Consider the following 24,796-nt stretch of genomic DNA (forward strand, 5'->3'; position numbering starts at 1 on the left):
AGCAGGGCCCAGCCGTCACTGTTGGGCCCGCCGAACACGGGGCGCAGAATCAGCCACAGGAAGAGCGGTACGCCGACGAGACGAGCCATGCTGAGGATGTGGGACACCTCTCTTCGCACCCCTGTGCGCCGATGCCCGGATGGTGAGGGTAGGGTCAGGGGGCATCATTGGCACGTTCTTCACAGGAGGCCCCCGGGTGGAGGTCCAGGAGACTCGAGTTCAGACGGACCGAGTACTCACCATCCCCAACATCCTCAGCATGGCTCGTCTCGTCGGCGTACCGCTCTTCCTGTGGCTGATTCTGCGCCCCGTGTTCGGCGGGCCCAACAGTGACGGCTGGGCCCTGCTGGTCCTGATGCTGAGCGGGATCAGTGACTATCTGGACGGCAAGCTCGCCCGCCGCTGGAACCAGATCAGCAGGCTCGGCCGGCTCCTGGACCCGGCCGCCGACCGCCTGTACATTCTGTCGACCCTCGTCGGGCTCACCTGGCGCGAGATCCTGCCACTGTGGCTTACGGCAGCGCTCCTCGCACGTGAGCTGATGCTCCTCGTCATGGTGGGAATCCTGCGCCGCCACGGCTATCCGCCGCCCCAGGTGAACTTCCTCGGCAAAGCTGCAACATTCAACCTGATGTACGCCTTCCCCTTGTTGCTGCTCAGCGACGGAAGTGGTTGGCTTGCTTCGCTGGGCACCATTTTCGGATGGGCGTTCGCCGGATGGGGTACAACCCTCTATTGGTGGGCAGGAATCCTTTACGTGGTCCAGGTCCGCCGTCTCGTCAAGGCGGATCAAGTAGCCGATTAGCTCGTTGACGTGGTGCCGTGCAGCGTCGCCGGCCCGCACCGGATAGTCGTGGTGTTGCCCCGACGGGCTAAGTCGGCCGGACCGTCGTCTCTTCGAGGAGGACGTTACCGATATGAAGGCCGTCGTGATGGCAGGCGGTGAAGGCACCCGCCTTCGCCCAATGACCTCAAGCATGCCCAAGCCGCTCCTGCCCGTGGCCAACCGGCCGATCATGGAGCACGTGCTACGGCTGCTCAAGAGGCACGGGCTCAATGAGACCGTGGTGACCGTCCAGTTCCTCGCCTCCCTCGTCAAGAATTACTTCGGTGACGGCGAAGAGCTCGGGATGGAGCTCAGCTATGCCAACGAGGAGAAGCCACTCGGTACCGCGGGGAGCGTGAAGAACGCCGAGGAGGCACTGAAGGACGACACCTTCCTGGTCATTTCAGGCGACGCCCTCACCGACTTCGATCTCACGGACCTCATCGCCTTCCACAAGGAGAAGGGCGCCCTCGTCACGGTGTGCCTGACCCGGGTCCCGAACCCGCTGGAATTCGGGATCACCATCGTGGACGAAGAAGGAAAGGTCGAGAGGTTCCTCGAAAAGCCCACCTGGGGCCAGGTCTTCTCGGACACCGTGAACACGGGCATCTACGTCATGGAGCCCGAGGTCTTCGACTACGTCCAGGCCGACACGTCGGTTGACTGGTCGGGCGACGTGTTCCCTCAGCTCATGAAGGACGGCAAGCTGATCTGCGGCTACATCGCAGAGGGCTACTGGGAAGACGTGGGCACGCACGAGAGCTACGTGAAGGCCCAGGCCGACGTGCTGGAGCGCAAGGTCGACGTCGAACTCGACGGCTTCGAGATCTCCCCGGGGGTCTGGGTCGCGGAGGGCGCCGATGTCCACCCCGACGCGGTCCTGCGGGGGCCGCTCTACATCGGTGACTACGCCAAGATCGAAGCCGGCGCCGAGATCCGTGAACACACCGTGGTCGGCTCGAACGTCGTCGTGAAATCCGGTGCGTTCCTGCACCGGGCGGTCGTGCACGACAACGTCTACGTCGGACAGCACAGCAATCTGCGTGGCTGTGTGATCGGCAAGAACACCGACATCATGCGGGCTGCACGCATCGAGGACGGTGCGGTCATCGGCGACGAGTGTCTGGTCGGCGAAGAATCGATCATCCAGGGCAACGTCAGGGTCTACCCCTTCAAGACCATCGAAGCCGGCGCCTTCGTCAACACCTCCGTGATCTGGGAGTCGCGTGGCCAGGCGCATCTCTTCGGTGCCCGCGGTGTCTCCGGGATTCTGAACGTCGAGATCACCCCGGAACTCGCCGTACGGCTCGCCGGGGCGTACGCGACGACCCTGAAGAAGGGCGCTACTGTAACCACCGCCCGTGACCACTCCCGTGGTGCCCGTGCGCTGAAGAGAGCGGTCATCTCGGCGCTGCAGGCGAGCGCCATCGACGTCCGGGACCTGGAGAACGTGCCGCTTCCGGTGGCCCGGCAGCAGACCGCGCGGGGCAGCGCCGGCGGCATCATGATCCGTACGTCCCCGGGCGTGCCGGACTCGGTCGACATCATGTTCTTCGACGAACGGGGAGCCGATCTCTCCCAGGCGCGGCAGCGGAAGCTGGACCGCGTCTACGCCCGTCAGGAATACCGCAGGGCCTTTCCCGGAGAGATCGGGGACCTGCACTTCCCGTCGAGCGTCTACGACTCCTACACGGGCTCCCTGCTCCGCAACGTCGACACGGCGGGCATCGCGGACGCGGGTCTCAAGGTGGTCGTCGACGCGTCCAACGGCAGTGCCGGGCTCGTCCTGCCCAGCCTTCTGGGACGCCTCGGCGTGGACGCGCTGACCATCAACCCGGGCCTCGACGAGTCCCGGCCGACCGAGTCGGCCGAATCGCGGCGTGCGGGACTCGTGCGCCTCGGCGAGATCGTGTCGTCCGCGCGGGCCGCCTTCGGCGTGCGGTTCGACCCCGTGGGTGAGCGGCTGTCCCTGGTGGACGAGCGGGGCCGCATCATCGAGGACGACCGGGCACTCCTGGTCATGCTCGACCTCGTGGCGGCGGAGCGGCGGAGTGGCCGGGTGGCCCTGCCGGTCACCACCACCCGTGTCGCCGAGCAGGTCGCGGCCTACCACGGGACGCAGGTGGAGTGGACGACCACGTCACCCGACGATCTGACCCGGGTGGGCCGGGAGGACACCACCATCTTCGGAGGCGACGGACGCGGTGGCTTCATCGTCCCCGAGTTCAGCAGCGTCTTCGACGGTGCGGCGGCCTTCGTCAGGCTGATCGGCCTGGTGGCCAGGACTCAGCTCACTCTCAGCCAGATCGATGCGCGTATCCCGCGCGCCCATGTGCTGCGTCGCGACCTCGCCACACCGTGGGCCGTCAAGGGCCTCGTCATGCGCCGGGTGGTGGAGGCCGCCGGAGACCGGAGCGTGGACACCACCGACGGCGTCCGCGTGGTCGAGACCGACGGCCGCTGGGTGATGGTCCTGCCCGACCCGTCCGAGGCGGTCACCCATCTGTGGGCAGAGGGCCCCGACGACGCCTCGGCCCAGGCGCTGCTCGACGAGTGGGCGGCCGTGGTGGACAGCGCGGGCGACTGAACCGATGATCCCTCGGTCCGGAAGCCGTGTGCCACGGCTTCCGGACCGCCGGTGGGGCCATTCGGCGGTAGCAGGCATGACGTGCGACGATGTGCGGCATGTCGCAGCCGCCCCCCGATCGGAGTAGCGCTCCGCCGCGTGCCCGCCCCGACGCGTCCATGTCGCTGCTGACCACCGTGATGGAACACAGCCTCGACGAGGGATACGCCGAGGCTTCGGCACGTCGCAGAGCCGAGGGCAAGGAGGGTATGCCCCGCACCCTCAAGGCGAAGCTGGGCCTCGCCGCGGGTCTGGTGCTGGCCGCTCTCGTGGTGACGCTCGGTGCTGCCGAGGCGCAGGTCGCGGCGCCGGTCGTCGCCAAGGAGCGCGAGGAGCTCATCGACCGGGTGAACGCCGAGACATCCACGGCGGACACCCTGGAGGCGGAAGTCGAGAGCCTGCGCAAGGACGTCGGCGAGCGCCAGCGCAAGGCTCTGCAGCAGCACGGTGGGGACCAGGGCGGTCTGGTGGCGCTGCTGTCGGGCGCCACCCCCGTCGAGGGCCCCGGGATCAAACTGGTCGTGGACGACGCCGAGGACACCGACCAGGGCGGTGGCGGGCCCCGTGAGTCCACCGGCTTCGCCGACACCGGGCGCGTACGTGACCGCGACATGCAGCGCGTGGTCAACGGGCTGTGGCAGTCCGGCGCCGAGGCGGTCGCCATCAACGGGCAGCGGCTGACGGCCCTCTCAGCGATCCGGGCGGCGGGCGACGCCATACTGGTCGACAACAGGCCGCTCGTGCCGCCGTACACGGTGCTTGCGGTGGGGGACGGGAAAAAGCTCGCCACGGCCTTCCAGGACAGCGCAGACGGCCAGTATCTTCAGGCGCTGCACGAGAGCTTCGACATCCGCACCAGCCTCTCCGAGCAGGAGAAGGTGCGCCTTCCGGCCGCGCCCAGCCTGATCGTACGTACAGCAGAGCCTCAGGCCGCAGACACGGGCAGTGGTGCGGCAGACACAGGGAAGGGCACATCGTGATCGCCGTACTGGGCCTCGTCGTGGGAGTCGTGGTCGGACTGTTGGTCCGGCCCGAAGTGCCGGCGGTGGTCGAGCCCTATCTGCCGATCGCCGTGGTGGCCGCGCTGGACGCCGTCTTCGGCGGTCTGCGGGCCATGCTCGACGGGATCTTCGTGGACAAGGTCTTCGTGGTGTCGTTCCTGTCGAACGTCGTGGTGGCCGCGCTGATCGTCTTCCTCGGCGACAAACTGGGCGTCGGGGCCCAGCTCTCCACCGGCGTGGTGGTCGTGCTCGGCATCCGCATCTTCTCCAACGCCGCGGCCATCCGCCGGCACGTCTTCCGGGCCTGGGGCCGATGAGCAACGAACAGAACCCGAGCGGCGAACAGAACCACCACCGCCACGCGCGCCCCGGCGGCGCGCTCCCGCCCGAAGCGCCCGCACCGGCACCGCCTCCCGCGGCCCGGCCCGAAGGGACATCGGGGCGCCAGCGGCTGCGGGCAGGACTCTGGCCGCCCAGGGTGAGCAGGGCCCAACTGATCGTTGCGCTCCTGCTGTTCGTCCTCGGTCTGGGGCTGGCCATCCAGGTGAGGTCGAACAGCGACAACAGTGCGCTGCGCGGTGCCCGTCAGGAGGACCTCGTCCGCATCCTCGACGAGCTCGACAACCGCACCCAGCGCCTGGAGGACGAGAAGCAGCGTCTCGACGACCAGCGCACTGAGCTGGAGAACAGCTCCGACCAGGCGGAGGAGGCGCGTAAGCAGACGCGCGAGAAGGAGCGCCAACTCGGCATCCTGGCGGGTACGGTCGCGGCGCACGGCCCCGGCATCACGCTGACCATCAGCGACCCGACCGGTGCGGTGGAGGCGGACATGCTCCTCGACACCATCCAGGAGCTGCGTGCCGCGGGCGCCGAGGCGATCCAGATCAACGGCGTGCGGGTGGTGGCCGATACATACTTCTCCGGTGACGGGGGAGAGCTGGGAGTCGACGGCCGGAAGATCGAGGCCCCGTACGAGTTCAAGGTCATCGGCAAGCCGCAGGACCTGGAGCCCGCTCTGAACATTCCCGGTGGCGTGGTGCAGACGCTCGAGAAGGAGCAGGCCACGGCGGAGGTGACCCGCGCCGAGGACATCGTCGTGGACGCCTTGCGACCGGCGGAGCGGCCTGACTACGCTCGATCGTCGTCCCAGTGAGGCGGTGGCGCGCGGTGTTCGAAGGAGACGGGCGGCAGGTTGCGGGGGGTCGGCGCAACAGATCGGTGACGCGTGGTGGAAACTGTCGGGTGGATACGGACGTTGTGAAGATGTCCGGGTCGGCAGGTGTGTTCATTCAGGGTTCGTCCTGCCCCACGGGCGGGTCTATTTCGGTCAAGGGGAAACGCCCGTGAAGTTGTTTGCGAAGTTGTTCGGAAAGAGTGCCCGCGAGGACAGCAACAGCGCTGCCCGCCACCGCGCTCCGCGTCAGGGTGCCGAGGAGCAGGGCTCGGAGCGCCCCCTGTTCCGCGACGAGGTCCAGGGAGCCGCCGGTGGGTCCGGCGCGCCGTCCGTTGACCCTGGAGGCGCAGGGCGCATAGGTTTCGATGAATCATCGACCTCGAACACGGGTGGAGGCTTCGGCCCCACTGCGGAGGGTTCGTCCATGCCGGTTTGTACGAGGTGCGGGCACAGGAATGCCGAGGCCAGCCGTTTCTGCTCCAACTGCGGTGCGCCGCTGCGGGGCGGAGTGCCCGAGCGCGCCACGGAGACGACCTCGACCATCTCCATCTCCGGGATCGAGGCGTACGAGGCCGAGGCGACAGGCCAGAGCGCCGTTCCCTCGCTCTCCCCGGAGGCTCAGGCCGCCGTCGACGCCCTGCCGGCGGGGTCGGCGCTTCTGGTGGTCCGGCGCGGTCCGAACTCCGGCAGCCGCTTCCTGCTGGACGCCGACCTGACGACGGCCGGCCGCCACCCGCAGGGCGACATCTTTCTCGACGACGTGACCGTGTCGCGGCGTCATGTGGAGTTCCACAGGAGCCCGGACGGTAGTTTCACCGTGGGCGACGTCGGCAGCCTCAACGGCACCTATGTCAACCGCGAGCGCATCGATTCCGTCGCGCTGACCAATGGCGACGAAGTCCAGATCGGGAAGTACCGGCTGGTCTTCTACGCGAGCCAGCGGGGCGTGTGACCCTCCCCCGGACTCCGTCCGGGGGGACCCCCAGGAAGGTCCATGCTGCGAACACCGACAGGCGGTGCCGGTAACGGCACCGCCGCCGCAGGCGAGCGCGCGATGAGCATCGGCACGGTGCTTCTGCAGCTGCGCGACGAGTTTCCTGAAGTCACCATCTCCAAGATCCGCTTCCTGGAGGCGGAAGGCCTGATCGATCCCCAGCGGACGCCGTCGGGCTACCGGAAGTTCAGCCCTGCCGACGTCGAGCGGCTGGCTCAGGTGCTGCGCATGCAGCGCGACCACTATCTGCCGCTCAAGGTCATCCGTGAGCACCTGGAAGCCCTGGCTCGCGGTGAGCAGGCGGCCCTGCCGTCCCACGGCGGGCCGGGAGAGCCGGTCGACCCGCTCAGGGAGCAGGACCCGGGGCAGGCCACAGCTGCCCGTATCGGACGCCCGGAGCTCCTGGCCGCCACGGAGGCCACCGAGGAGCAGCTGGACGAGTGGGAGGCGTACGGGCTGATCGTGCCCGCCTCCGGCGGCAGCTACGACGCCGAGGCGGTGAACGTGGCGCGTCTGGTGGCGGACCTGGGCCGATTCGGCCTGGAGCCCCGGCACCTGCGGGCCGTCAAGGCGGCCGCGGAGCGCGAGGCCGGGTTGGTCGAACAGGTGGTCGCGCCCCTGCGCCGGCACCGGAATCCGCAGACCAGGGCCCATGCGGAGGCCACGGCGAAAGAGCTTGCGGAGCTCTCCGTCCGGCTTCACGCGGCGCTCGTGCAGACCGCACTGAAGGTCAGCTTCCACTGAGTGTGGAGGAGCCCGACTATCCAAACATGGCGGGCACGTCCTAGGGTTGCTGTGTGAACGAGCTCGACGTTGTGGGTGTCCGGGTGGAAATGCCCTCCAACCAACCGATCGTGCTCCTGCGTGAAGTGGGAGGCGACCGGTATCTCCCTATCTGGATCGGCCCTGGGGAAGCGACCGCGATCGCCTTCGCCCAGCAGGGCATGGCTCCGGCCAGGCCGCTGACCCATGATCTCTTCAAGGATGTGCTCGAGGCCGTGGGCCAGGAGCTCACCGAGGTCCGGATCACGGACCTCAGGGAAGGGGTCTTCTACGCGGAGCTGGTCTTTGCCAGCGGGGTCGAGGTGAGCGCCCGTCCGTCCGACGCCATAGCGCTCGCCCTGCGCACCGGTACGCCGATCTACGGCAGTGACGGGGTGCTGGACGACGCAGGCATCGCCATTCCGGACGAGCAGGAGGACGAGGTGGAGAAGTTCCGGGAGTTCCTCGACCAGATCTCGCCGGAGGACTTCGGTACGAACAGCCAGTGACCGTCCTGATGACGGTTGTGTCTGCGCATCCGGCAAGCCGTTCCCGGAAATCAGTCACGGGAAACCACCCTCAGGGTGATTATCACTCGGCGTGCCGAGTGTGGCGATCGTTGACGCACCCCTGGTGACTGCCTACCTTCGAGGTGGCAGGTCTAGGACGGAGGTCGGCGTGAGAAGCAGCGGCGACGGTACGGCTGCGGGTGGGCCGTACCGGCAGCACGGGAGTGCAGCCGACCACTCCATCAGACAGCCGGTTCAGCCGGCGGTGGTGGCAGCGGACGGTGTGGCAGCAGGGGCAGGGGACATCGGCTACCGGGGGCCGACAGCGTGCGCCGCGGCCGGGATCACCTACCGACAGCTCGACTACTGGGCGCGTACGGGGCTGGTGGAGCCGAGCGTGCGCCCGGCATACGGGTCGGGGACACAGCGTCTCTACAGCTTCCGGGACGTGGTTCTCCTCAAGATCGTCAAGCGGTTCCTGGATACGGGGGTCGCTCTGCAGAACATCCGCACCACCGTTCAGCACCTCAGGGCCCGGGGATTCACGGATCTCGAGCGGATGACCCTGATGAGTGACGGTGCGACGGTTTACGAGTGCTCCTCGCCCGACGAGGTCGTGAGTCTGCTGCAGGGCGGCCAGGGCGTCTTCGGTATCGCCGTGGGTGTCGTCTGGCGGGATGTCGACGCGGCGCTGTCCCAGCTCCACGGGGAGCGTGTCGACACCGGCGAGACCCTGATCGGCAACAACCCCGCCGATGAACTGGCGAGGCGTCGCAACCGCGCGGGCTGAGCCGCCGGACGGTGCGGCGCGTGTGCCGGGCGGGGCGGTTGTCAGTGGCGTAGGGCAGCATCGGTCGGTGTGAGAGCCGCGCCGACCATCCTGCATCTGGACATGGATGCCTTCTACGCCTCTGCGGAGCAGGCGGCGAAGCCCAGCCTGCGCGGCAAGCCGGTGGTGGTCGGTGGTCTGGGGATGCGCGGCGTGGTCGCCACCGCGTCGTACGAGGCCCGGCGTCTCGGCGTGCACTCGGCGATGCCCATGGCCCAGGCGAGGCGGCTCGCGCCCAACGCCGCGTATCTGGTCCCGCGTTTCGCGCTCTACCGGACGGTGAGCGACCAGGTGATGGAGCTGCTCGGCCGGCTGTCGCCGCTCGTCGAGCCGCTCAGCCTTGACGAGGCCTTCGTGGATCTCGAGGCGGGCGGGGTGGCGGACGACTCGGCTTCCGCCCGTCTGGTCGGTGAGCAGCTGCGCACGGTGATCAAAGGGGTCACCGGACTCAGTGGTTCCGTCGGTCTGGCCGGCTCCAAGATGCTGGCCAAGATCGCCTCTGAGGAGGCGAAGCCGGACGGGCTGCTGCTGATCGAGCCGGGCACCGAGCGTGAGCTCCTGGCGCCCATGCCCGTGCGTACCCTCGCGGGTGTGGGGCCCGCCACGGGCGACCATCTCCGGCGCGCCGGGATGACCGTCGTCAGTCACCTGGCGGAGGCCGGCGAGGCGGAGCTCGTGAGGCTGCTCGGCAAGGCACACGGGGTGGCGCTCCACCGCATGGCGCGGGGCTACGACGATCGTCCCGTCGTGGCCGAACGGGACGCCAAGTCCGTGTCGGTCGAGGACACCTTCGACGTCGACCTGCACGACCGGGTGCGCGTCAGGACGGAGGTGGAGCGGCTCGCGGACCGGTGTGTGCGGCGGCTGCGGAACGCGGAGCGGTCCGGGCGCACGGTCGTCCTCAAGGTGCGCCGCTACGATTTCTCGACCCTCACCAGGTCCGAGACGCTGCGTGGCCCCACCGACGACCCCACGGTGGTCAGGGAGGCCGCCGCGCGGCTCCTGGAGGCCGTGGACACGACAGGCGGTGTGCGGCTGCTCGGAGTCGGTGTCACCGGGCTGGCGGACTTCACGCAGGAGGACCTGTTCGCGCAGGCGGCCGACGCGGAGCACGCCGCCGAGGAGTCCGCGGTGGCGGATGCCACCCCGGAGGAGCGGGACGGCGCGTCGGAGGGGGCGGCGGGAGCGGAGGCCCGGGGGAGCGAGGGACAGCCGGCCGCGCGGCGCTGGCAGGCAGGGCATGACGTACAGCACGACGTGCACGGTCACGGCTGGGTGCAGGGCAGCGGCGTCGGCCGCGTCACCGTGCGCTTCGAGGAACCGTGGACGCCGCCCGGACGGGTGCGCACGTTCCTCGTCGGTGATCCGGCGCTGAGGCCCGCCGACCCGCTTCCCCTGGTGCGTGACCCGGTGGACTACTCCTCCTGGCCGGCCAGCTTGCCGAAGTCCCTGTCGGGGCCGGTCCCGGCAGAGGAGGACGAGTCGAGTCCGTAGTGGCGGTAGAGCTGCAGTTCCTGCTCAGGAGACAGATGGCGTCCCACGCCGAAGTCCGGTGCGTCCTTGATCAGCGACCTGTCGAAGGGGATCAGCAGCGCACCGTCGACGAATTCGCTCGGCTCGAGTGGGACGAACGCGTCCCTGGTGAACAGGCCGGTGCGGACGGCGGCCCACTCGGGCACCCCGGTGGCGTCGTCGAGGTAGACCTCGTCCACCGTTCCGATCTTGGCACCTTGACGGTCGAAGGCCTTACGGCCGATCAGGCTGCGCGGATCGATGTCGGTCTGCACGGTGCCTCCCACTGTTCACGACTGGATGAGGTGTCGCGGCTGCTCCACAGGCACTACGAAATGCCAGATCCGGACCGTCGGCCACTCGAGACGGCCCGCGCCTGCCCCGCTGGTAGGCTGGAACACGGCTGCTGACCCTGTGCGGGAGAGTCCTCCGGAATGGTCCGGAGGCGCCGAAGGAGCAACTCCTCCCCGGAATCTCTCAGGCCCCCGTACCGCACGGACGAGGTCACTCTGGAAAGCAGGGCGGGATCCGTACGGCAGCGCGCCGCGACGGGTGCCTCCCTCACCGACGGTGAAAGCCGGTATGCCCAGGCGTGCCGGTGAAGCTCTCAGGTCAGATGACAGAGGGGGAGGCCGTCCGGGCAGCCACGCCGTGGCGCCCCTCGCAGGTCGTGACAGACCAGGAGGCCTCCATCATGACCCCCCGTCGCACTCCGCTCTCCCAGCTGGAGCAGGGCATTCCGTTCGAGCACCGCCACATCGGGCCCGATGCCGGGGCTCAGGCGAAGATGCTCGCCCAGGTCGGCTACGGCTCCCTCGACGAGCTCACCGCCGCCGCCGTGCCCGACGTGATCAGGAGTGCCGAGGCGCTGAACCTCCCCGAGGCCCGCACCGAGGCCGAGGTCCTGGCCGAGCTGCGCAGTCTCGCCGACCGCAACCAGGTCCTCGCACCGATGATCGGGCTCGGCTACTACGGGACGTTCACCCCGCCGGTCATCCTGCGCAACGTCATGGAGAACCCCGCCTGGTACACGGCCTACACGCCGTACCAGCCGGAGATCTCCCAGGGACGTCTCGAGGCCCTGCTGAACTTCCAGACGATGGTCGCCGACCTCACCGGGCTGCCGACCTCGGGTGCCTCGCTGCTCGACGAGGGCACGGCCGCGGCCGAGGCCATGGCTCTGGCACGGCGGGTCGGCAAGGTGAAGGGCGGCGTCTTCCTGGTCGACGCCGACACCCTGCCGCAGACCGTCGCCGTGATCGAGACCCGCGCCGAGCCGACCGGTGTCGAGGTCGTCGTCGCCGACCTCACCGACGGCATCCCGGCGGAGGTCGCCGAACGCGGCGTCTTCGGCGTGCTGCTCCAGTACCCGGGTGCCTCCGGCGCCGTACGCGACATCAGGCCCGTCATCGAGCAGGCGCACGGGCTGGGCGCGATCGTGTCCGTCGCCGCCGACCTGCTGGCCCTGACGCTGCTCACCTCGCCCGGCGAGCTGGGCGCGGACATCGCCGTGGGCACCACGCAGCGCTTCGGCGTCCCGATGGGCTTCGGCGGACCGCACGCCGGCTTCATGGCCGTGCGCGAGAAGTTCGCCCGCAGCCTGCCCGGCCGCCTCGTCGGTGTCTCCGTCGACACGGACGGCAACAAGGCCTACCGGCTGGCACTGCAGACCCGGGAGCAGCACATCCGCCGGGAGAAGGCCACCAGCAACATCTGCACGGCCCAGGTGCTGCTCGCCGTCATGGCCGGTATGTACGCCGTCTACCACGGGCCCGAGGGGCTGCGGACGATCGCCCGGCGCACCCACCGGTTCGCCGCCATCCTGGCCGAGGGCCTGCGTGCCGCCGGGACCGAGGTCGTGCACGACGCGTACTTCGACACGCTCACCGTCCGGGTGCCGGGCACGGCGGCCGACGTGGTCACCGGTGCGCGTGAGCGCGGGGTGAACCTGCGCCTCGTCGACGCCGACCACGTCTCCGTCGCCTGCGACGAGACGACCACCCGGGCCCGGATCGCCGCCGTCTGGGCGGCCTTCGGCGCCGGTGGCGACATCGAGGCCCTGGACGCCGAGGCGGCCGACGTGCTGCCCGAGGGACTGCTGCGCTCCGACGCCGTCCTCACCCACCCGGTGTTCCACCAGTACCGCTCCGAGACGGCGATGCTGCGTTACCTCCGCAAGCTCGCCGACCGTGACTACGCGCTGGACCGCGGCATGATCCCGCTCGGCTCCTGCACCATGAAGCTCAACGCGACCGCCGAGATGGAGTCGATCACCTGGCCCGAGTTCGGCGCGCTGCACCCGTTCGCGCCGGCCGAGCAGGCGCAGGGCTTCCTCACCCTCATCCGTGAACTGGAGGAGCGTCTCGCCGAGGTCACCGGTTACGACGCCGTCTCCATCCAGCCCAACGCGGGCTCACAGGGCGAGTTCGCCGGGCTTCTGGCCGTCCGCGCATACCACCGGGCGAACGGGGAGCACGGGCGCACCGTCTGTCTGATCCCGTCCTCCGCGCACGGCACCAACGCCGCGAGCGCCGTCATGGCCGGCATGAAGGTCGTCGTGGTGAAGACCGCCGACGACGGCGAGGTCGACATAGACGACCTCCGTGCCAAGATCGCGAAGCACCGCGACGAGCTCGCCGTCCTCATGATCACCTACCCCTCCACGCACGGCGTCTTCGAGGAGCACGTCGCCGACATCTGCGGCGAGGTGCACGACGCCGGCGGCCAGGTCTACGTGGACGGCGCCAACCTCAACGCGCTGGTCGGTCTCGCGAAGCCGGGCCATTTCGGTGGCGACGTCTCCCACCTGAACCTGCACAAGACCTTCTGCATCCCGCACGGCGGGGGCGGCCCGGGCGTCGGTCCGGTCGGGGTGCGCAGCCACCTGGCGCCCTACCTCCCCAACCACCCCCTCCAGCCCGCAGCAGGCCCGGAGACCGGTGTCGGACCGATCTCGGCCGCGCCGTGGGGCTCGGCGGGCATCCTGCCGATCTCGTGGGCCTACGTACGCCTCATGGGGGGCGAGGGTCTGAAGCGTGCTACGCAGGTCGCCGTACTCGCGGCCAACTACATCGCCAAGCGTCTCGAACCGCACTTCCCGGTCCTCTACAACGGCCCTGCCGGTCTGGTCGCGCACGAGTGCATCGTGGACCTGCGGCCGGTCTCCAAGGCGACGGGTGTCAGCATCGACGACATCGCCAAGCGGCTGATCGACTACGGCTTCCACTCGCCGACCATGTCGTTCCCGGTGGCCGGGACCCTGATGATCGAGCCGACCGAGAGCGAGGACCTCGCCGAGATCGACCGGTTCTGCGACACGATGATCGCCATTCGCGGCGAGATCGACAAGGTCGCCTCCGGTGAGTGGAGCGCGGACGACAACCCGCTGCGCAACGCCCCGCACACGGCCGCGGCGCTCGGCGGGGAGTGGACGCACGGCTACAGCCGCGAAGAGGCGGTCTTCCCGTCCGGCGTCACGCCCTCGGACAAGTACTGGCCGCCGGTCCGCCGGATCGACGGCGCGTTCGGCGACCGCAACCTGGTCTGCTCCTGCCCGCCGCTGGACGAGTACGACCAGTAAGCCGGGCGGACACGCGTCGGGGCCGGTACGGAGACCTCTCCGGGCCGGCCCCCCCGTGTTCCGTCCGGCCGCGGTCAGGCGGCCTTCACCACCCGGCCGCCCTTCAGCGGGCGGTGGGGGGCGATGATCTGCCCGTCGGGGAGCAGCTCACCGGTGTCCTCGAACAGCAGGACGCCGTTGCACAGCAGGCTCCAGCCCTGTTCCGGGTGGTGAGCCATCAGGCGTGCCGCTTCCCGGTCGTTGGAGTCGGCGGTCGGGCAGGGTGGCTGGTGCTGGCACATGGCTGGGTTCTTTCGCTGCGTCGAGTCGAATGTCCTGCGGCCGGATGATGTGATCATGGCCGCCCCCGTATCTAGTCGGTCCGGTTCCAGTGTTGCCCTGCGGACGTCTCTCCGCAGGGATTTCGCGGCAGCTGGTGTTCTCCTTCCGTGACGCATCACCCGGCCGGACGGTTCAATCCAACTGCACTGTCCGTTCGGATGGTTCGGGGTGACCTGTCCGGACTAGTCCGGACAGGCAGTGACGCGCCCCCGCCGGGCAGCGGCTCGGCGGGGGCGCGTGAGGAAGGAGGGTCAGGCGGGCGACCCGAGGAGGCCGGGGATCTCGGGGAGGTCCGGAAGCGGTGCCGGGGCGACACGGAGTGTCATGACGGGAAGCAGGTCGGCGACCCGGTGCGGGCGGTGGGCCGTGAAGCCCGGAGGAGCGGGTGCCAGGGGCACCAGCACATCGGTCGGCGCGAGTGCGCCGCTGCCGGCGTCGGCGTCGACGTCGTGGTGCAGCCACAGCGTGAACATGTACAGCTCGGGCACCGACAGGAGACGTGGCTGGTACTGAGCCGTCGTCGACTCCGCCTGTCTCACTGCCAGTTCGGTGGAGACGATGTACGGGCCCTCGAAGAAGTGCGAGAAGGTCCAGCCGTCGGCGGTGAGCATCGTGTCCGCGGCGGCGACGACGCGCTCACCGCTGCGGATCAGGAAGCGCCAGCCGGCGAGGCGAGTGCGCGGTGCCGTCTCGTTCGGCACGATCCGGTCCAGCACGTGGACGGGAAGCGGCAGTTCGGGACTCAGTGCTCCCTGGACGGAGCGGAGAGCGGGCGTGTGGGCCTCACGGACTGCGGTATGAGAACCGAGTGCCGCGAGAACGCTGCGCAGTGCGGGCGCTGGGGCCGGGGAAACATGCAGCGGCATAATGGGTCGCCTCTCACTTCGGAGACACGGTGATGCGTGGGCGGGTGCAGACGGCGCTGTCGGCGTGTGGGGCCAGAGGGAGGCCGGTGACGGGGCGGACGGGCCGATGCGTCAACTCTCTGCCTCGTTCGCAGAGTTTATACGACAAATGTTCACACCATGTTTCGGCTACCCGTCCCGAGTATTGCGCGCAAGGGGGATTCGAGTCTTTGTATTGCGCGGTTTCTGTGGATCCGGGTCGTGCCCGACCCCCGTCGCCAGGTACTTTCCCGATGCGGCGGTAGGCTGAAACCCATCGGTGTATCAGCCGTGTACCTCGGCCGCGCAAACTGCATATGCCCCATGCCTTCGGAATGTGCCTCCGGCTTCAGGCAACAGACTACTGGGCACCCGTGAGCCGCGGGGGCGTTACGGATCATCTCGGCGGGGCATTATCGATCGTGATACGAGCGGCCTGGGCCGCGGGCCGCCCACTCGAGGAGGGACCCTTCGATGGGCGAGAAGGTCGTGGCGGGTGCCTTTGCCCCGTCCGATCGGCAGGCGTACCGCGAGAAGCTCACCCAGTGCCTGAAGGGACTGGAGAGGCTCCTGTCGGAGCGGAGGTTCGATCGCCCCAGAAATCTCATGGGGCTGGAGATCGAGCTGAATCTCGCGGGTTCGGACGGCATGCCGAGGATGCGGAATGCAGAGGTGCTCCAGCGCATCGCCAGCCGGGATTTCCAGACGGAACTGGGGATGTTCAACCTGGAAGTGAATATTCTTCCCCACCGGCTGAGCGGCCGGGTATTCGATCAGCTGGCTGAGGAGTTGCGCACGGGGCTCGCCTATGCGCACCGGAAGGCCGCGGAGGTAGATGCCGGGATCGTGATGATCGGCATCCTGCCGACCCTGGGGCGGGACGACGTGGTGTCGGCGAACCTGTCGGACGTCGACCGTTATACGCTCCTCAACGATCAAATGGCGGCCGCGCGCGGCGAGGAATTCATCCTCGATATCGAAGGGGTCGAGCGATTGGTCTCGACCTCTGCTTCGATCGCGCCGGAATCGGCGTGCACATCGGTTCAGCTGCACCTGCAGGTGACGCCGGACCGCTTCGCGGACGTATGGAACGCGGCCCAGGCCGTCGCGTCCGTGCAGATCGCCCTCGGAGCCAACTCTCCCTTCCTGTTCGGCAAGGAGCTGTGGCGCGAGTCGAGGCCGCCGCTCTTCCAGCAGGCCACGGACGTGCGGCCGCCCGAACTCCGTAATCAGGGGGTGCGCCCGAGGACCTGGTTCGGGGAGCGCTGGATCAGTTCCGCGTACGAGCTCTTCGAGGAGAACGTGCGCTTCTACCCGCCCCTGCTGCCGATCTGCGACGAGGAGGACCCACTGAGGGTCCTCGACGAGGGCGGTGTGCCGGCGCTGGCCGAACTCGTCCTGCACAACGGCACGGTCTACCGGTGGAACCGGCCGGTCTACGGGCTGGCCGGCGGCGTCCCTCATCTGAGGGTGGAGAACCGGGTCCTGCCCGCCGGCCCCACGGTCGTCGACGTGATCGCCAATGCGGCCTTCTACTACGGGCTGGTGCGGGCGCTCGCCGACGAAACCCGGCCCGTTTGGACCAGGCTGCCCTTCGAGGCGGCAGCGGAGAACTTCGACGCCGCGTGCCGCCACGGGATCGACGCCAAGCTGCTCTGGCCGCGCTCCGGCCGTTCCGGCGGCGTGGCGAAGGTGTCCGCCGTCGACCTCGTACGGGATGAACTGCTGCCGCTCGCGGCCGCAGGGCTCGACGCCTGGAACATCGAACCCGCGGACCGTGACCGCTACCTCGGCGTCATCGAGGAGCGCTGCCGGCTCCGCGTGAACGGCGCGTCCTGGCAGGTCGACACGTACCACCGAGCCTTGGAGGCGGGCCTCGAACGGGAGGGCGCACTGGCGGCCACCACCCGCCGTTACGGGGAGCTCATGCAGGTGGGCGAGCCGGTGCACACCTGGCCCGTCGGCTTTCCCGCCCCCTGAGGGGGACGGCCGCCCGGTGTCCCGCCGCCGCGGCCCCGTCGGGCAAGCTATGACGACGCATGGCTGACGGCAGGTGTACAGGTGGAGGCGGGGCGCGTGGCTGAATCCATTCCTCACGAGGAGGTGTCCCGGCGGGTCCTCCGGTCGGAGACGCTGCTCGTGCTGGCTCTCTCACTCGGGGCCAGCGGGGTGTCCGCCCTGATCAGCTTCATCGGGTCGCTGACGAAACCGGGCGGCCTCAAGGACCAGGCGGCGACGCTGAACGGCTCGTACGCCCCCGGGCGGCCTTGGCTGGACCTTGCCTGGCAGCTGTTCGGCATCGCCTCGGCCCTGGTGCCGGTCGCGCTGGTGGCGCACCTGCTCATCCGGGAGGGCGCCGGTCTGCGGACCCTCGGTCTCGACCGCGCCAGGCCCTGGCCGGACCTGGGCCGGGGCACCCTGGTCGCCGCGGGTATCGGCAGCGCGGGGCTGGCGTTCTACCTCGTGGCGCGGGCCGCGGGATTCAACCTGACGGTGGTTCCCGAGTCCCTGCCCGACGTGTGGTGGAAGTTCCCCGTACTGATCCTCTCCGCGTTGCAGAACTCCCTCGTGGAGGAAGTCATCGTCGTCGGCTATCTGCTGAGGCGGCTGGGGCAGCTCGGGTGGACGCCGATGGCCGCCCTGGTGGCGAGTTCCGTGCTGCGCGGCTCGTACCACCTGTACCAGGGGATCGGCGGTTTCATCGGGAACCTGGTCATGGGCGTCGTCTTCGTGCTGCTTTACAGGCGCTGGGGGCGGGTCGGGCCGCTGGTCGTCGCGCACGCCCTGCTCGACATCGGGGCGTTCGTCGGATACGCCCTGCTCGCGGGCGAGGTGGACTGGCTGCCCACCCCGTGAGCGGGCGGCCCGCTGCCGCCGCTCTCAGAGCCCGGCGAGCAGCTCACCGTCGATCACCGTGACGGCGCTGCCCGTCAGCAGGGTGCGCTCACCGCGCAGCGAGGTCCGCACCAGGCCCGACCGTGCCGAGGCCTGGACCCCGACGAGGTCGTCGCGGCCGAACCTGGCCGACCAGAAGGGCGCGAGAGCGGTGTGGGCGCTGCCGGTCACCGGGTCCTCGTCGATGCCCACCGCGGGGAAGAAGCCGCGGGAAACGAAGTCGTACGCGTCTGCGGGGTCCTCGGCTGCCGCGGTGGCGATGACTCCGCGGCGGGAGCACGAGGCCAGCGCGGCGAAATCCGGCCGCAGAGTGCGAACGGCCCTCTCGTCGGCCAGCTCCACCAGGAGGTCACCGACCTGCTCGCCCGTGTCGTGGACGGACAGCGGCGCCACGCCCAGCGCCGCTGTCAGTCCGGGCGGGGCGGAGACGGGCTTCAGCGGCGCCGTCGGGAAGTCCAGGGTCAGGGTGCCGTCGGCGTGGGCGGTGGTGCGCAGGACGCCGGAACGGGTGGCGTAGCGCACCGTTCCGCCGGCGACTTCAGTGGTGTGCAGGACGTGGGCGGCGGCCAGTGTCGCGTGCCCGCAGAGATCGACCTCGGTGGTGGGGGTGAACCAGCGCAGCGCCCAGTCGGCCTCCCCGCCCGGCGGCAGCGGATGGACGAACGCCGTCTCGGAGAGGTTCACCTCGGCGGCGACGAGCTGGAGGCGGTCCGCTCCGGGGAAGGCCCCGGAGTCCAGGATCACGACGCCGGCGGGGTTACCGGCGAAGGGGCGGTCGGTGAACGCGTCGACGATGCGGATCTTCATGCAGCAGACCGTAGGCGGGGCCGCTCCGAGTGGTCCAAGGCCAATCACGAATGTGCGGCTCCGGATACTTCGGGCCTTACACGCGCGGGGTCGAGATGGAGTTCGTACGCCGTGTAGCACTCGCTGATCTTCGTGCCCACCGAGGCGCCACAGGAACAGAGTTGGTTCGGCCCGTTCCAGCCGTGCAGCCCGCAGCAGCCGGAGTGGTCTCCGTCCCGGTCGGTGTGCAGCTCCGGGGCGTCGTCGCAATGCAGCACGATCGTGTTGCGCGGCCCGCCCGACATGAGAAACCCGTCCCCGTCCGGAGGGGACGCACTGGGGCCGCCCGGAAACATGGGGACCGGCTCGTCGGTGGGCAGGAACGGGGCACCCCAGGGCTCGGGATCGAATGCGTAGAACCCTCTTGCCACGGTGGAGGGCGCCCGCCGGTATCCATCAGGTCCGATCCGGCCGTCGAACTCCGGCCTGGCCGGCATCTCCGACAGCTGGACGTCCCCCGTCAAGGGACCTGAACAGGCGGCGCACAAGAAAATGGTCACGGAGGAGTCCTAGCCCCTCACGGGTGTGGGAGCAAGTGGCTTTCGCCGCGCCCGACTCGCCGTCCGCGAGGCGAGGCGGACGGGTCCATGCTCGGCCTGCCAGGGCATTCCTGATCTCTTCCGGAGTGGGTCCGTCTGTGTCCTGTGCGCACCACCCGTCGGGGTGGGCGGTAGCCATACTCGTGCTGCGGCGCCACCGGGCGCCGCAGCACGAGGGGAGCGAAATGGCTGAGGTGCTGGTGTTCCACCACGGGCACGGGCTGACCATCGGCGTCCAGCAGTTCGCCGAGCGGCTGCGACGGGGCGGGCACACCGTCCACGCCCCGGACCTGTTCGAGGGGCAGGTGTTCGACAGCCTCCGTGAGGGCTTGGGCTACGCCGAGGACGCCGGGTTCGACACGGTCATCGCGCGCGGTACCGCCGCCGCCGAGGAACTGCCCGCGGAACTCGTCTACCTCGGGTTCTCGCTCGGCGTCCTGCCGGCGCAGAAGCTGGCCCAGACCCGCTCCGGCGCGAAGGGCGCGCTGTTGCTGGAAGCATGCGTCCCGGTCGCGGAGTTCGGCGGCGCCTGGCCCCACGATGTCCCGGTCCAGGTCCACGGCATGGACGCGGATCCGTTCTTCGCCGGGGAGGGCGACGTGGACGCAGCCCGGGCGCTCGTCGCGACGGCGGCGGACGCCGAAGTGTTCCTCTACCCCGGCGACAGGCACCTGTTCACTGACAGCAGCCTGCCGTCGCACGACGAACACGCCGCGACGCAGGTTGCCGGTCGTGCTGGGTTTTCTCGACCGCATCGGATAGCCCGACATTTCGGCGAGGAGCACCCAGGCCGAAGGCGGCCCGCGCCGGCCATCACTTCCAGGACTGGCGCGTCGCCGACCCCGAAGCCCGCGTCCCCGCCCCGGGAACAGCGGCGTGGTCCTGTCTCGCTGACCACACCGAGGCCCGTCCCCCGCCCTGGTGGACGGGCCGGCCCATGAGGCCACCGGGACGCGCCGTCACGGAACCGCCCCCGTGGAGGCTGTGTGACCCCGGTTATCCGGGGTGGCTGTTCAGCCGTGCTGCTCGCCTCCTTCGCCGGCGAGGAGGTGCTTCCTCCACGCGTCCAGCGCGACGTCGGCGCTGGACGCCAGGAAGGCCGTCGCTGCCCAGCGTGTGAAGCGCCTTGCCGGGTGATAGTTTCCGATATATCGTTGAGGTATCGCGACAGTTCGGAGAAGGGTCGCGCAGCGATCATGACGAGAGGAGTGCAGTCATGCGTTCACATGGAGACGGCCATGGATGCGGCCCCGGGCGCCGAGGCGCCGGCAGGGGAGAATTCGAAGGCGGCCGCGCCGCGTTCGGCCCGTTCGGGCCGCCCTTCGGCGGCGGGCCCTTCGGCGGCGGCCGCGGCCGGGGAGGTGGCCGGGGGAGGGCCAGGCGCGGTGACGTGCGCGCGTCGATCCTCGCGCTGCTCACGGGCCGCTCGATGCACGGTTACGAGATGATCCAGGAGATCGGTGAGCGCAGCGGAGGGGCCTGGAAGCCCAGTCCCGGCTCGGTGTACCCCACCCTCCAGCTACTGGAGGACGAGGGTCTGATCGTCAGCGCCAGCGAGGGCGGCAAGAAGATGTTCACCCTCACCGGTCTCGGTCGCAGCGAGGCCGAGTCGGGCCCCGACGCCCCCTGGGAGGAGGCGGGACGCGGTGTCGACTGGGAGGGCGTGAACGAGATCCGGCAGGCAGGCTTCGGTCTGATGGAGGCGTTCGGCCAGGTCTGGAAGACCGGCTCTGCCGACCAGCGGCAGAAGGCCCTCACGGTGATCAACGACGCCCGTAAGAAGCTGTACCTGATCCTCGCCGACGAGCACTGAGCCGTGCGGCACACGCAAGCGGAGAAGGGCCCCCTCGTGGGGCCCTTCTCCCGTCCGCCGCGCGGCACGCGGGGGGCGCGGCCTCATCCGCAGGGATGAGGGACCTCCCTCCGGTGCCCGCCTTTGGCGGGATGGCGGATGGGCCGCGCCGGGGATGTGTTCGCTCGCCGGGACTGATGGGGTGGAGATGTGCATATCCGGACGTCAGGGATCCCCGAACAAACCCCGCCGAACCACCCGTGGGCCGGTGCCGGGCTGAGCAGCGCGATGACCGTCGTGGTGACCGGGGCGCGAAGGCGGGCCGTGCGCGACGGCGACCGTCATGTCGATACCGCTCATCTCCTGCACTCCCTCGTCGAGGCGGACCCCGCGGTCCGTGAGGTCTTCGACGGCGGGCCGCAGCTGGCCAGGGTGCTCGGATACCTCGTGCAGCGCAGCATCGGGTACGGCCTCCGCTGGCAGGGAGCGCAAGCGGATTCGGGCGGGTTCCCGGCCGTACGGGCACCCGCGGGTGAGGGGTGGTCGCCCGCGGCGGTGGCGGCACTGGACCGTGCCGGCCGCGGAGCGCTGCTGCGCGGGGAGCTCCACGCCGATGGGCTCGATCTGCTGGCGGCGCTGGTCGCGGATCCGCGGAGCCGCGCCGTCGAAGTGCTGGAGCGGGCCGGAGTCGAGGCCGAGTGGCTCGGCGCCCGTGCGGCGGACAGAGAGGGTGGGGGGATCCGCAGGGGTGATCACTGACACTGTGTGGACAGGTGTGAAAGGGGTGACGCTGATGACGCCTGCTGCCATGATGTGCCGATGCACGCGTCTCAGGCGAGAAGTGCCGGTCTGGGCCTGGCCCTTGCCTCGGCCTTCGCATTCGGTGGTTCAGGGGTGGCGGCCAAGCCGCTGATCGAGGCGGGGCTCGACCCGCTGCACGTGGTGTGGCTGAGGGTGGCCGGCGCCGCTCTCGTCATGCTGCCGGTTGCCTGGCGGCACCGGAATCTCGTGCGGGAGCGGCCCGTTCTGCTGGCCGGCTTCGGGCTGTTCGCCGTAGCCGGGGTGCAGGCCTTCTACTTCGCCTCGCTCTCGCGCATCCCGGTCGGCGTCGCCCTCCTCATCGAGTATCTGGCACCCGCACTCGTCCTCGGCTGGGTGCGCTTCGTGCAGCGGCGGCCCGTCACCCGCGCCGCCGCGGCCGGTGTGGTGCTGGCGGTCTGCGGACTCGCCTGCGTCGTCGAGGTGTGGGCCGGCCTGAGCTTCGACGTGATCGGGCTGCTGCTCGCTCTCGGCGCGGCGTGCTGCCAGGTGGGCTACTTCGTCCTGTCGGACCAGGGCGCCGGCCACGGGGACAAGACGGAGGCGGAACCCCCGCATCCCGTGGGCGTGATCGCGTACGGACTGCTCGTCGGCACGGCCGTGCTCACGGTGGTGGCCAGGCCGTGGGGCATGGACTGGTCGGTACTCGGCAGCAGTGCGGACATGGACGGGCGCGACGTCCCCGCGTGGCTGCTGCTCGGCTGGATCGTGCTGCTCGCGACCGTGCTCGCCTATGTCACCGGTGTCGTGTCGGTACGGCTGCTCTCCCCCCAGGTCGCGGGCGTCGTCGCCTGCCTGGAAGCGGTCATCGCGACCGTGCTCGCATGGGTCCTGCTCGGTGAGCACCTCTCCGCGCCGCAGCTCGTGGGTGGCGGCGTGGTGCTGGTCGGCGCCTTCATCGCGCAGTCGTCCGCGCCCAGACCGCCGTCGGGGCCCGTGGCGTCGGGTCCGGGGGTGGCGGCCGCGACGGCGGCGGAAGCGCCCGATCCGGCAGCCGCCGGAAGCGAGTTGTCCCGGCCTCAGGCACCGTCGTAGGGTGTCGATCATGCCGCAGACCGTACTTCCGCCTCCTGCCGCCTAGCGCGAGGCGGCCACTCCGGACGAAGACCGGGCTCGGGTACGCCCCGAGCGGTTCGTCGCTGCCCGCGCGCGGAGCCGAGCGACCGACCACCTTCTTCTGGAGAGTCACGTGTCCCACCCTGTTTCCGGCCTGCCCGTCGGGCGGAGCCTGGTCTATCTCGTCGTCGCCGGCATCGCATGGGGTACGGCGGGCGCGGCCGCGTCCCTGCTGTACCGGATCAGCGATCTCGGGCCTCTGGCCCTGTCGTTCTGGCGCTGTGCGGGCGGTCTCGTCCTGCTGGCCGGGGCGCTGGCGCTGCGTCCCCGCCGCCCGCGTACCCCCACCGAGCCGCGCCGTCGGCGGCTGCTGCGCATTCTGGGAACCGGCATCGGTCTCACCGTCTTCCAGAGCGCGTACTTCGCGGCGGTCGAGGCGACCGGGCTCGCCGTGGGGACCGTGGTCACGCTGGGCGCGGGGCCCGTCCTCATCGCGGTCGGCGCGCGGCTGACCATGGGGGAGCGGCTGGGCAGGGGCGGGCTCGCCGCGGTGGCCGGAGCGCTCGCCGGACTTGCCGTGCTGGTGCTCGGTGGTGAACCGGCCGAAGTGCGGCCCGTGGGGCTGCTGCTGGCCGTACTGTCCGCCGCAGGCTACGCGGCGATCACGCTGCTGACCCGGTATCTCGGCAGGGGCGGCGAGGCGGGCGACTCCCTTGCCACCAGCGCGTGGGCCTTCGGCATCGGCGCCGTGGGGCTGCTGCCCATGGCGGCTGCCGAAGGCATCGTGCCGCACACCGCCGAGACGGGCCACGTGCTGTTGCTGCTCGTCTACGTGGCGGCGGTGCCGACCGCACTCGCGTACGCGCTCTACTTCGCGGGCGCCGCGGCGGTCCGCTCCGCCACCGTGTCCGTGATCATGCTGCTCGAGCCGGTGAGTGCCGCGGTCATCGCGGTGACCGTGCTGCGGGAACGGCTCACCGCGGCCACGGTCGTCGGGACGCTGATCCTGCTCACCGCCGTGGCGGGGCTGGCCCTTGCCGAGACGCGCGGTGCCGCCGCCGCCCGCCGTCGGGCAGCCGTGGCGGCCTGACCCGCCGGATCACGGCGCGGGAGACAGGCCGGCGTCGGGCCGGAGCGCGGTGAGGTAGTCCGGCACCTGGACGTCCGGGTCCAGATCGCCGGACGGCACCGGTGCCGCGTACGACGGGGCCACCGGAACCACGCCCGCCCAGTGCGGCAGCGAGAGGTCCGCCGGCTCGTCGTTCGGGCCGCCCGTCCGGATCTTGGCGGAGACCTCGTCGAGGTCGAGACGGATCACCGCGGTCGCGGCGAGCTCCTTCGCGTCCGCCGGACGCGAGTCCTTCGACCGGCCCGGCACCACCTGGTCGACGATGGCGTCCAGTGCGATGCGCCGTTCCTCCGGGTCCGTCACCGTGCGCGCCGTGCCGTGGACCACGACGGAGCGGTAGTTCATCGAGTGGTGGAAGGCGGAACGGGCCAGCACAAGGCCGTCCACATGCGTCACGGTCAGGCAGACGGCCAGGCCGGGATCCGCCGCGCCCGCCGCCCGCAGCGGGCGCGAGCCGGTCGAACCGTGCACATAGATCCGCTCACCGACCCGGCCGAAGAGCGTCGGGAGGACGACGGGCGCGCCGTCGCGGATGAAGCCCAGGTGGCAGAGGTATGCCTCGTCGAGTATGGAGTGGACCGTCTCCCTGTCGTACGAGGCGCGTTCCTTGGCGCGGGTCGGGACCGTGCGCTCCGTCGTCGGGTAGGCCGCGGCCCCGGGAAGGCCGGTGCTGTCGTGCATGGCGGTGTCCGGCATTTGCTT

Annotated in this window: 23 protein-coding genes, 2 pseudogenes and 1 riboswitch; of the genes and pseudogenes, 18 read left to right on the top strand and 7 right to left on the bottom strand. The window is 70.0% G+C overall.

The window, feature by feature from the left end:
* A pseudogene (locus BFF76_RS32125) lies at positions 1-119 on the bottom strand (CDP-alcohol phosphatidyltransferase family protein); the annotation flags it as partial.
* Between the two features lie 77 nt (positions 120-196).
* Here BFF76_RS32125 and clsA point away from each other — a divergent pair.
* The 10 genes from clsA (at position 197) to BFF76_RS06630 (ending at position 10,215) form a co-directional block, all read left to right on the top strand.
* Complete coding sequence (clsA, locus tag BFF76_RS06585) at positions 197-805, top strand: cardiolipin synthase ClsA (RefSeq protein ID WP_053931191.1); 609 nt, start codon at positions 197-199, stop codon at positions 803-805.
* 112 nt (positions 806-917) lie between these two features.
* Positions 918-3,413, top strand: coding sequence for a mannose-1-phosphate guanyltransferase (locus BFF76_RS06590; protein ID WP_031094294.1), 2,496 nt, complete (start codon positions 918-920; stop codon positions 3,411-3,413).
* Positions 3,414-3,511: 98 nt separating this feature from the next.
* On the top strand, positions 3,512-4,432 hold the full coding sequence (locus tag BFF76_RS06595) for a DUF881 domain-containing protein (protein ID WP_051834607.1): 921 nt from the start codon (positions 3,512-3,514) through the stop codon (positions 4,430-4,432).
* Positions 4,429-4,770 carry a small basic family protein gene (locus BFF76_RS06600; protein WP_065847594.1) on the top strand — a complete coding sequence of 114 codons (342 nt, stop codon included), beginning with the start codon at positions 4,429-4,431 and terminating at the stop codon, positions 4,768-4,770. Before BFF76_RS06595 ends, BFF76_RS06600 begins: the two co-directional genes overlap by 4 nt.
* Positions 4,767-5,606 carry a DUF881 domain-containing protein gene (locus BFF76_RS06605; RefSeq protein ID WP_031094290.1) on the top strand — a complete coding sequence of 280 codons (840 nt, stop codon included), beginning with the start codon at positions 4,767-4,769 and terminating at the stop codon, positions 5,604-5,606. The genes BFF76_RS06600 and BFF76_RS06605 overlap by 4 nt, the downstream gene beginning before the upstream one ends.
* A 61-nt stretch (positions 5,607-5,667) precedes the next feature.
* Entirely contained in the window at positions 5,668-6,579 is a 912-nt protein-coding gene (locus BFF76_RS06610; protein WP_199831639.1) for an FHA domain-containing protein, read from the top strand.
* A gap of 42 nt (positions 6,580-6,621) precedes the next feature.
* Positions 6,622-7,365 carry a transcriptional regulator FtsR gene (gene ftsR, locus BFF76_RS06615; protein ID WP_053931192.1) on the top strand — a complete coding sequence of 248 codons (744 nt, stop codon included), beginning with the start codon at positions 6,622-6,624 and terminating at the stop codon, positions 7,363-7,365.
* Positions 7,366-7,418: 53 nt separating this feature from the next.
* Positions 7,419-7,892, top strand: coding sequence for a bifunctional nuclease family protein (locus tag BFF76_RS06620; RefSeq protein WP_006123076.1), 474 nt, complete (start codon positions 7,419-7,421; stop codon positions 7,890-7,892).
* A 169-nt stretch (positions 7,893-8,061) separates the two neighbouring features.
* Positions 8,062-8,682, top strand: a complete 621-nt coding sequence (locus tag BFF76_RS06625; protein ID WP_031094284.1) for a MerR family transcriptional regulator — start codon at positions 8,062-8,064, stop codon at positions 8,680-8,682.
* 69 nt (positions 8,683-8,751) lie between these two features.
* Positions 8,752-10,215, top strand: a complete 1,464-nt coding sequence (locus tag BFF76_RS06630; protein ID WP_065847596.1) for a DNA polymerase IV — start codon at positions 8,752-8,754, stop codon at positions 10,213-10,215.
* On the opposite strand, the gene BFF76_RS06635 is transcribed toward BFF76_RS06630, so the two are convergent.
* Positions 10,137-10,508, bottom strand: coding sequence for a PRC-barrel domain-containing protein (locus BFF76_RS06635; protein ID WP_031094280.1), 372 nt, complete (start codon positions 10,506-10,508; stop codon positions 10,137-10,139). The genes BFF76_RS06630 and BFF76_RS06635 overlap by 79 nt on opposite strands.
* 132 nt (positions 10,509-10,640) lie before the next feature.
* Positions 10,641-10,736, top strand: a riboswitch (glycine riboswitch).
* Between the two features lie 191 nt (positions 10,737-10,927).
* Here BFF76_RS06635 and gcvP point away from each other — a divergent pair.
* The gene (gene gcvP / locus BFF76_RS06640) at positions 10,928-13,813 is read left to right on the top strand and encodes an aminomethyl-transferring glycine dehydrogenase (protein ID WP_065847598.1); all 2,886 of its coding nucleotides are present in this window, start codon (positions 10,928-10,930) and stop codon (positions 13,811-13,813) included.
* Between the two features lie 74 nt (positions 13,814-13,887).
* Here gcvP and BFF76_RS06645 read toward each other — a convergent pair whose 3' ends face one another.
* The gene (locus BFF76_RS06645) at positions 13,888-14,094 is read right to left on the bottom strand and encodes a DUF5999 family protein (protein WP_031094274.1); all 207 of its coding nucleotides are present in this window, start codon (positions 14,092-14,094) and stop codon (positions 13,888-13,890) included.
* Between the two features lie 291 nt (positions 14,095-14,385).
* Positions 14,386-15,000 carry a hypothetical protein gene (locus tag BFF76_RS06650; RefSeq protein ID WP_031094271.1) on the bottom strand — a complete coding sequence of 205 codons (615 nt, stop codon included), beginning with the start codon at positions 14,998-15,000 and terminating at the stop codon, positions 14,386-14,388.
* Positions 15,001-15,492: 492 nt separating this feature from the next.
* Between BFF76_RS06650 and BFF76_RS06655 the strand changes: the two genes are divergently transcribed.
* Both BFF76_RS06655 and BFF76_RS06660 read left to right on the top strand, forming a co-directional pair.
* On the top strand, positions 15,493-16,998 hold the full coding sequence (locus BFF76_RS06655; RefSeq protein ID WP_065847600.1) for a glutamate-cysteine ligase family protein: 1,506 nt from the start codon (positions 15,493-15,495) through the stop codon (positions 16,996-16,998).
* 96 nt (positions 16,999-17,094) lie between these two features.
* On the top strand, positions 17,095-17,874 hold the full coding sequence (locus BFF76_RS06660) for a CPBP family intramembrane glutamic endopeptidase (RefSeq protein WP_065847620.1): 780 nt from the start codon (positions 17,095-17,097) through the stop codon (positions 17,872-17,874).
* Positions 17,875-17,898: 24 nt separating this feature from the next.
* Here BFF76_RS06660 and BFF76_RS06665 read toward each other — a convergent pair whose 3' ends face one another.
* Together BFF76_RS06665 and BFF76_RS06670 are read right to left on the bottom strand one after the other, a co-directional pair.
* On the bottom strand, positions 17,899-18,720 hold the full coding sequence (locus BFF76_RS06665) for a PhzF family phenazine biosynthesis protein (RefSeq protein WP_031094266.1): 822 nt from the start codon (positions 18,718-18,720) through the stop codon (positions 17,899-17,901).
* Between the two features lie 44 nt (positions 18,721-18,764).
* Positions 18,765-19,259: a hypothetical protein gene (locus BFF76_RS06670; protein WP_031094264.1), complete on the bottom strand. Its 495-nt coding sequence runs from the start codon at positions 19,257-19,259 to the stop codon at positions 18,765-18,767.
* A 224-nt stretch (positions 19,260-19,483) separates the two neighbouring features.
* Here BFF76_RS06670 and BFF76_RS06675 point away from each other — a divergent pair.
* The 5 genes and pseudogenes from BFF76_RS06675 to BFF76_RS06695 all read left to right on the top strand — a co-directional run.
* A pseudogene (locus BFF76_RS06675) lies at positions 19,484-20,035 on the top strand (dienelactone hydrolase family protein); the annotation flags it as partial.
* Between the two features lie 479 nt (positions 20,036-20,514).
* Positions 20,515-21,111 carry a PadR family transcriptional regulator gene (locus BFF76_RS06680; RefSeq protein WP_079122331.1) on the top strand — a complete coding sequence of 199 codons (597 nt, stop codon included), beginning with the start codon at positions 20,515-20,517 and terminating at the stop codon, positions 21,109-21,111.
* Positions 21,112-21,300: 189 nt separating this feature from the next.
* Entirely contained in the window at positions 21,301-21,849 is a 549-nt protein-coding gene (locus tag BFF76_RS06685) for a Clp protease N-terminal domain-containing protein (protein ID WP_199831638.1), read from the top strand.
* 60 nt (positions 21,850-21,909) lie between these two features.
* Positions 21,910-22,944: an EamA family transporter gene (locus BFF76_RS06690; RefSeq protein ID WP_053931198.1), complete on the top strand. Its 1,035-nt coding sequence runs from the start codon at positions 21,910-21,912 to the stop codon at positions 22,942-22,944.
* 154 nt (positions 22,945-23,098) lie between these two features.
* Positions 23,099-24,055: a DMT family transporter gene (locus tag BFF76_RS06695; RefSeq protein WP_065847607.1), complete on the top strand. Its 957-nt coding sequence runs from the start codon at positions 23,099-23,101 to the stop codon at positions 24,053-24,055.
* 9 nt (positions 24,056-24,064) lie between these two features.
* Here BFF76_RS06695 and BFF76_RS06700 read toward each other — a convergent pair whose 3' ends face one another.
* Entirely contained in the window at positions 24,065-24,790 is a 726-nt protein-coding gene (locus tag BFF76_RS06700; RefSeq protein WP_053931200.1) for a pyridoxamine 5'-phosphate oxidase family protein, read from the bottom strand.
* Between the last annotated feature and the right edge of the window lie 6 nt (positions 24,791-24,796).

This window comes from Streptomyces mutomycini, from assembly GCF_001700505.1.
Taxonomy (GTDB): Bacteria; Actinomycetota; Actinomycetes; order Streptomycetales; family Streptomycetaceae; genus Streptomyces; species Streptomyces mutomycini.